We start from the raw sequence: 6,669 nt of genomic DNA, 5'->3' as shown, positions 1-6,669 counted from the left end.
CCGCGCACCCCGCGCGGTCGCCGCGGCCGTTCCCGCGCAGCGGGCGAGGGCGGCGCCGCGCACGCCCGCGCGCGGGCACCACAGCGGGTCGGGCCCGCCCGGGCAAGGGCACCTCACTCGCGGCTGATGAGGAGCAGGGCGCGGTCGTCGTTCACGTCGCGGGCGACGGACTCGATCAGGTGCCAGGCGGCGCCGCGGAAGCCGGTGGTGACGTACCGGTCGGCCTCGCCGGTGAGGCGGTCGATGCCCTCGGACAGGTCGCGGTCGGAGCGCTCCACCAGGCCGTCGGTGAAGAGCATCAGGACGTCCCCGCGCCGCAGCGTGCCCTTGGCCGGGTGGAACTCGGCGCCGTCGTAGACGCCCAGCAGCGGGCCCTCGGCGGCTATCTGCTCCCAGCGGCCGGTGCCGGCGTTCAGCTGGACGCCGGGCAGGTGGCCCGCGGAGAGCAGCTCGTAGTCCCCGGTGTCCAGGTCGAGCACCAGGTGGACGGAGGTGGCGAAGCCCTCCTCCCAGTTCTGCCGCAGGAGGTAGCCGTTCGCTGCGGGCAGGAAGGCGTGCGGCGGCAGCGAGCCGAGCAGGCCGCCGAAGGCGCCCGAGAGCAGCAGCGAGCGGGAGGCGGCGTCCATGCCCTTGCCGGAGACGTCGGTGAGGACCACCTCCAGCGTCCGGCCGCCGGGCCCGGTGCGCGCGGCGTTGACGAAGTCGCCGGAGAAGGACTGCCCTCCGGCCGGCCGCAGGGACACCTCCCGGTGCCAGCCGCGGGGCAGGGCGGGCAGCCGCCCCTGGGCGCGGATGCGCTCGCGCAGGTCGAAGAGCATGGTGCCGCCGCGCCGCCAGGGCACGCCGACCCGGCTGCGGAACTGGGCGATCAGCAGGCCGATGAGAGCCACCGCGGCGACGACCAGGATGCTGCCGGGCGTGACCGGGTCGGGCTGCGACCTGCTGGGGTCGATCATCGCCGTCTCCAGCACCAGGGCGGTGGCGGCGACGGCGTACAGGCCCAGCAGGCTGGCCGGGCGCAGCAGCAGGCCGCCGGCCACCAGTGGCAGCACCAGGGCCTCGGGCGGGCACCAGTCGGGCTGGGAGACGGTCGCGCCGCCCAGCAGCGGGACGGTCAGCAGCAGCGCGGCGAACGCCGGCCAGTCGGAGCCGTCGCCGCGGAAGTAGTCGACAGCGGAGCGGCGCAGACCGATCCGCAGGCGGTGGAACACCTTCTGCGCCCGGAGTCTCGGGGACGTCCGGGGTGGGGTCTCACTGCCGCGCGCCATGACCTGGGACCCTACCGATCCGCTCGGCGCGGCGTCGAACCCTTGCCCCGCCCGGATATGCGTGCGGAGCGGCACCCGTCGCGGGGACGGCGCCGCGCCCCGGGCGTTCTCCCCGGCCGTGGCGGCCCGGCCAGCGCGCGGCTTCCGTACGCGGTGCCGCGGCGATGGGGGCGCGCGAGCGCGCTGCGCGGTGCAAGTGTTCCACTCCCCCTCCCGCCCTCGGTGACTGCCGAGCATACGGCCGAGCACCGACAGTGGGTACCTCTGCGGCGGCCCCCGCCTCAGGCGGACCTGAGGGGCCGTGAGCTGCCGCCCGGCAGCCGGGGTCCCGCGGCCCTCTCAGTCCTGGCCGTGGCCCGGGGGCAGGGGCGGGAGGGTGCCCTCGGTCTCGTAGGCGGTGAGCATGGCGATGCGGCGGGTGTGCCGCTCCTCGCCGGAGTAGGGGGTGGCCAGGAAGGCGGCGACGAAGGCGGTGGCCTCCTCGGCGGTGTGCATCCGGGCGCCGATGCTGACGACGTTGGCGTCGTTGTGCTCGCGGCCCAGTCGGGCCGTCTCCTCGCTCCAGGCCAGGGCGCAGCGCACCCCGCGGACCTTGTTGGCCGCGATGGCCTCGCCGTTGCCCGAGCCGCCGATCACGATGCCGAGCGCGCCGGGGTCGGCCGCGGTGCGCTCGGCGGCGCGCAGGCAGAACGGCGGGTAGTCGTCCACGGCGTCGTAGAAGAGGGGGCCGCAGTCGACGGGCTCGTGGCCGTTCTCCTTGAGCCAGCCGGTCAGGTGGCTCTTGAGTTCGTAGCCGGCGTGGTCGGAACCGAGATAGACGCGCATGGGGAGGAGTCTGTCATGCCCGGTTCCGGCCGTTCGCGCCCCGTCCCAGCAGGTGCCAGGCGGCGGGCAGCGCGCCCATGGCCAGGGCCGCCTTGAGGGCGTCGCCCAGCAGGAAGGGCACGAGGCCGGCGTCCGCGGCCTGGGCGAGGGAGAGGTCGGCGGCCACGGCCAGGTAGGGAACGCCCACGGCGTAGATGATCGCGGTGCCCACCGCCATCGTTCCCACGGTGCGCAGGACGGTGCGGTCGCCGCCGCGGCGGGCGAGGGCGCCGACGGCCGGGGCGGCCAGCAGCATGCCGAGGATGTAGCCGAAGGCGGGCATGGACCAGCCGGAGCCGCCGTCGGAGAACCACGGCGCCCCGGCCATCCCCGCGAGCGTGTACAGCAGCAGGGACAGCGCGGCCCGGCCGGGGCCGAGGGAGGCGCCCACGAGCAGCGCGGCGAAGGTCTGGCCGGTGACGGGCACGGGCGAGCCGGGGACGGGGACGGCGAACTGGGCCGCGGCGCCTGTGAGGGCCGCTCCCCCGGCGATCAGCGCCGCGTCCCTGACGCGGGCCCGGGGCAGGGACGGCGCGGGCAGCAGGTCGGCGAGAACGGCGGTGGTCATGGCGTACTCCCTGGGGACGGTCGGACGTGCTTCGACGCTAGCCGAACAACGGCCGTTCCCCCGCGTGACCTTGACGACATCCGGCGACGCGAGTGCTAGCGTATGCCTATTGCAAGTAATGTGCACTTACAGGTGATGGGCAGGGAATGGCCACGTACGCCCTCCCCGAACTCCCGTACGGCTACTCCGCGGTCCACGACCACCAGGGGAACGCCGGGCTGGGGGCACCGCCCGGGTCAACTGGCAGGATGTGGCGGCCCGTTACTCCGCCGCCAAGGGGCGGGCCGGCACGCTGCTGCTCGCCCCCTGAGGACTCCCCCGGCCGCCAGATCGTCTTCTCACCCCGGCGGCCGGGAAGGAGAACGGCCCCCGCGCGGAGGCATCGCGCGGGGGCCGGTCGTGTGCGGGCGTTGCGGGCGTTCGGAAGAGGCGCCGCCCCGGGAGGAGCTCAGGAGAAGTCGGGGGCCGCGTCCCGGGTGCGCTTGATCTCGTAGAAGCCGGGCGTTCCGGCCACCAGGAGCGTGCCGTCCCACAGCCGGGCCGCCGCCTCACCGCGCGGCGCGGGCGTCACCACGGGCCCGAAGAACGCGATCTGCTCGCCGTCCGCGCCCGGCACCGCGATCACAGGCGTGCCCACGTCCTGGCCCACCAGGTCGATCCCGGCCTTGTGGGAGGCCCGGAGCGGCGCGTCGCAGGCGTCGCTCTCGGCCGCGTCGGCCAGGGCCTCGGGCAGCCCGGCCTCGGCCAGCGCCTCGGCGTAGAGCGCCCGGCCGGGCTCGCGGCCCTGGAGGTGGATGCGGTTGCCCAGGGCCGTGTAGAGCGGGCCGAGCACCTCGGAGCCGTGCTCCTGCTCGGCGGCGACGCACACCCGCACCGGGCCCCAGGCCCGGCGCAGCAGGCTCGCGTACTGCTCGGGCATCTCGTCCAGGCGGGCCTCGTTGAGGACGGACAGGCTCATCACGTGCCAGCGCACCCGGACCGGCCGCACCTTCTCGACCTCCAGCATCCAGCGCGAGGTCATCCACGCCCAGGGACAGACGGGGTCGAACCAGAAGTCGGCGGGGGTCGTCTCGGGCATCGTCGCTCTCCTCGGTGTCTCACGGGTGTCTCTCGGCGCCGCGGGCGGTCCGGGGCCCGGGCCGCTCCTCCCGGCGACAACGCGGGGCGGGACCCGCCCATTCCGCCCCCTCCGCCGCGCGGGCCGCGACCGCCGCGCGGGCGGCCACCACCGTGCGGGCCGCGACCGCCCCGTGCCATGCTGGCCCGCGGCCGACGAGATCACCCAGCCAGATCACCCAGGGAGCGGAGCGGACGTGCCCGGAGAGAACCTGACCCGCGAGGAGGCCCGGGAGCGGGCCCGGCTGCTGACCGTGCACGGCTACGAGGTGGACCTCGACCTGCGCTCGGCCACCGGTCCGGCCCCCGGCGAGGGCCCGCGGACGTTCCGCTCGACCACCACGATCCGCTTCTCCTGCGCGCGGGAGGGCGCGGAGAGCTTCGCGGACCTGCTGGCGCCGCACGTCCACTCGGTCACGCTCAACGGCCAACCCCTGCCGGTGGACCGGGTCTTCGACGGCTCCCGGATCGCGCTGCCCGGCCTGGCCGCCGAGAACGAACTGGTGGTCGACGCCGCCTGCGCCTACAGCCGCACCGGCGAGGGCCTGCACCACTTCCAGGACCCCGAGGACGGCGAGACCTACCTCTACACCCAGTACGAACCGGCCGACGCCCGGAGGGTGTTCGCGAACTTCGAGCAGCCGGACCTCAAGGCCCCCTTCACCTTCCGGATCACCGCCCCGGCGCAGTGGACCGTGCTGAGCAACGGCGCCGAGACCGCACGCGAGGAGCTGGCCGACGGCTCGGCCACCCGGCACTTCGCCCCCACCCGGCCGATCGCCACCTACATCACGGCGGTGCTCGCCGGCCCCTACCACCGCGTCACCGGCGTCTACCGGCGCTCCCTTGAGGACGGCACCGAGCTGGAGATCCCGCTGGGCGCGCTGTGCCGCAAGGGCCTGGCCCGGCACTTCGACGCGCAGGAGATCTTCGACCTCACCCGGCGCGGATTCGACTTCTTCCACGAGCACTTCGGCTTCCCCTACCCCTTCGGGAAGTACGACCAGGCGTTCGTCCCCGAGTACAACCTCGGCGCGATGGAGAACCCCGGCCTGGTCACCTTCCGCGAGGAGTACGTCTTCCGCGGCCGCACCACCCGCGCCGCCCACCAGGGCCGGGCCAACACGCTGCTGCACGAGATGGCGCACATGTGGTTCGGGGACCTGGTCACCATGGAGTGGTGGGACGACCTGTGGCTGAAGGAGTCCTTCGCCGACTACATGGGCGCCCTGTCCCTGGTCGAGTCCACGCGCTACACCGAGGGCTGGATCACCTTCGCCACCAGCCGCAAGGCGTGGGCCTACCGCGCCGACCAGCTCCCCTCCACCCACCCCGTCACCGCCGACATCGGCGACCTCCAGGACGCCAAGCTCAACTTCGACGGCATCACCTACACCAAGGGCGCGGCCGTCCTCAAGCAGCTCGTCGCCTACGTGGGGCGCGAGGCGTTCCTGGAGGGCGCGCGCCGCTACTTCCGGCGCCACGCCTACGGCAACACCCGCCTGGACGACCTCCTCGCCGTCCTGGCCGAGACCTCGGGCCGCGACCTGGGCGCCTGGGCCGGGAAGTGGCTGCGCACGGCCGGGGTCAACGCCCTCACGCCCGAGGTGATCAGCGGCGCGGACGGGCTGGTCTCGGAGCTGGCCGTCACCCAGGACGCGCCGCGGGAGCACCCGGTGCTGCGCCCGCACCGGGTGGCGATCGGGCTCTACCGCGCGCCGGAGGCCGGGGGTCCGCTGGTGCGGTACGCCCGGGCCGAGGTGGACGTCGACGGCCCGCGGACGGCCGTTCCGGAGCTGGCCGGGCAGCCGGCGCCCGACCTGGTGCTGGTCAACGACGAGGACCTGACGTACTGCAAGACCCGCTTCGACGCGCGCTCGCTGGACACGCTGCGGGCGCGGCTGGGCGACGTGGAGGACCCCCTGGCGCGGGCGCTGTGCTGGTCGGCGCTGTGGAACCTGACCCGGGACGGGCTGCTGCCCGCGCGCGAATTCCTCGCGCTCGTCGCGGAGTTCGCGGGGGCGGAGACGGAGATCGGGGTGCTGCAGATGCTGCACCGCTGGGCCCGTTCCGCGCTGGAGCACTACACAGCGCCGGGCAACCGCGAGGCGGCGGGAGCGGCGCTGGCCTCGGCGGCGCTGGGCGAGCTGCGGCGGGCCGAGCCCGGCGGGGACCACCAGCTCGCCTGGGCCCGCTTCTTCGCCGCCTCGGCCGTCTCGGACGCGGACTTCCAGCTCCTGTCCGGGCTGCTGGCCGGCACCGCCCTGATCGACGGCCTGGAGATCGACCAGGAGCTGCGCTGGACGCTGCTGGAGCCGCTGGCAGCCGCGGGGCACGCGGGCGAGGCGGAGCTGGACGCGGAGCTGGCCCGCGACGACACGGCCTCCGGCCACCGGCACCGGGTGCGCTGCCTGGCCGCCCGGCCCTCGCCCGCGGTCAAGGAGCGGGCCTGGGAGGAGGTGGTGGACTCCGACCGGCTCTCCAACGCGCTGGTGGAGGCGACGATCGCGGGCTTCGCGCGCTCGGGGCAGCGGGAGCTGCTGGAGCCCTACGCGCAGCGGTACTTCGCGGCGATCGACCGGGTGTGGCGGGAGCGGACGATCGAGATCGCCATGGCGGTGGTCCGCGGCCTCTTCCCCTTCTTCCGCGACAGCCCCGCCACCCTCGCCGCCACGGAGGCGTGGCTCTCCGCCCACCCCGACGCGCCCCCCGCCCTCCGCCGCCTCGTCACCGAATCCCACGCGGACCTGGCCCGCGCCCTTCACGCCCAGTCCCGGGACGCGGCCTAGGTTCTGTCCGCCGCGCAGCGGATGGCCCTGACCTCGAACGTTCGTTCTTTTAGGCGGAGTTGTC

The 6,669-nt window shown here is 74.8% G+C and carries 5 protein-coding genes; 1 reads left to right on the top strand and 4 read right to left on the bottom strand.

The features are described from left to right. Positions 1-113: 113 nt before the first annotated feature. The 4 genes from RM780_RS05650 to RM780_RS05630 form a co-directional block, all read right to left on the bottom strand. Complete coding sequence (locus tag RM780_RS05650; protein WP_311629362.1) at positions 114-1,268, bottom strand: PP2C family protein-serine/threonine phosphatase; 1,155 nt, start codon at positions 1,266-1,268, stop codon at positions 114-116. A 339-nt stretch (positions 1,269-1,607) separates the two neighbouring features. After that, positions 1,608-2,093, bottom strand: a complete 486-nt coding sequence (locus tag RM780_RS05645) for a ribose-5-phosphate isomerase (RefSeq protein ID WP_311629361.1) — start codon at positions 2,091-2,093, stop codon at positions 1,608-1,610. A 13-nt stretch (positions 2,094-2,106) separates the two neighbouring features. Further along, a complete protein-coding gene (locus tag RM780_RS05640; protein WP_311629360.1) occupies positions 2,107-2,700 on the bottom strand; it encodes a biotin transporter BioY in 594 nt (197 codons plus the stop codon). Between the two features lie 448 nt (positions 2,701-3,148). After that, positions 3,149-3,778, bottom strand: a complete 630-nt coding sequence (locus RM780_RS05630; protein ID WP_311629359.1) for a DsbA family protein — start codon at positions 3,776-3,778, stop codon at positions 3,149-3,151. A 235-nt stretch (positions 3,779-4,013) separates the two neighbouring features. Between RM780_RS05630 and pepN the strand changes: the two genes are divergently transcribed. Next, entirely contained in the window at positions 4,014-6,605 is a 2,592-nt protein-coding gene (gene pepN / locus RM780_RS05625; RefSeq protein WP_311629358.1) for an aminopeptidase N, read from the top strand. Positions 6,606-6,669 lie beyond the last annotated feature (64 nt).

Source organism: Streptomyces boetiae, from assembly GCF_031845405.1.
Taxonomy (GTDB): Bacteria; Actinomycetota; Actinomycetes; order Streptomycetales; family Streptomycetaceae; genus Streptomyces; species Streptomyces boetiae.
The sequence above is the reverse complement of the archived record's forward strand: the minus strand, read 5'-3'. Positions and strand labels throughout refer to the sequence as shown.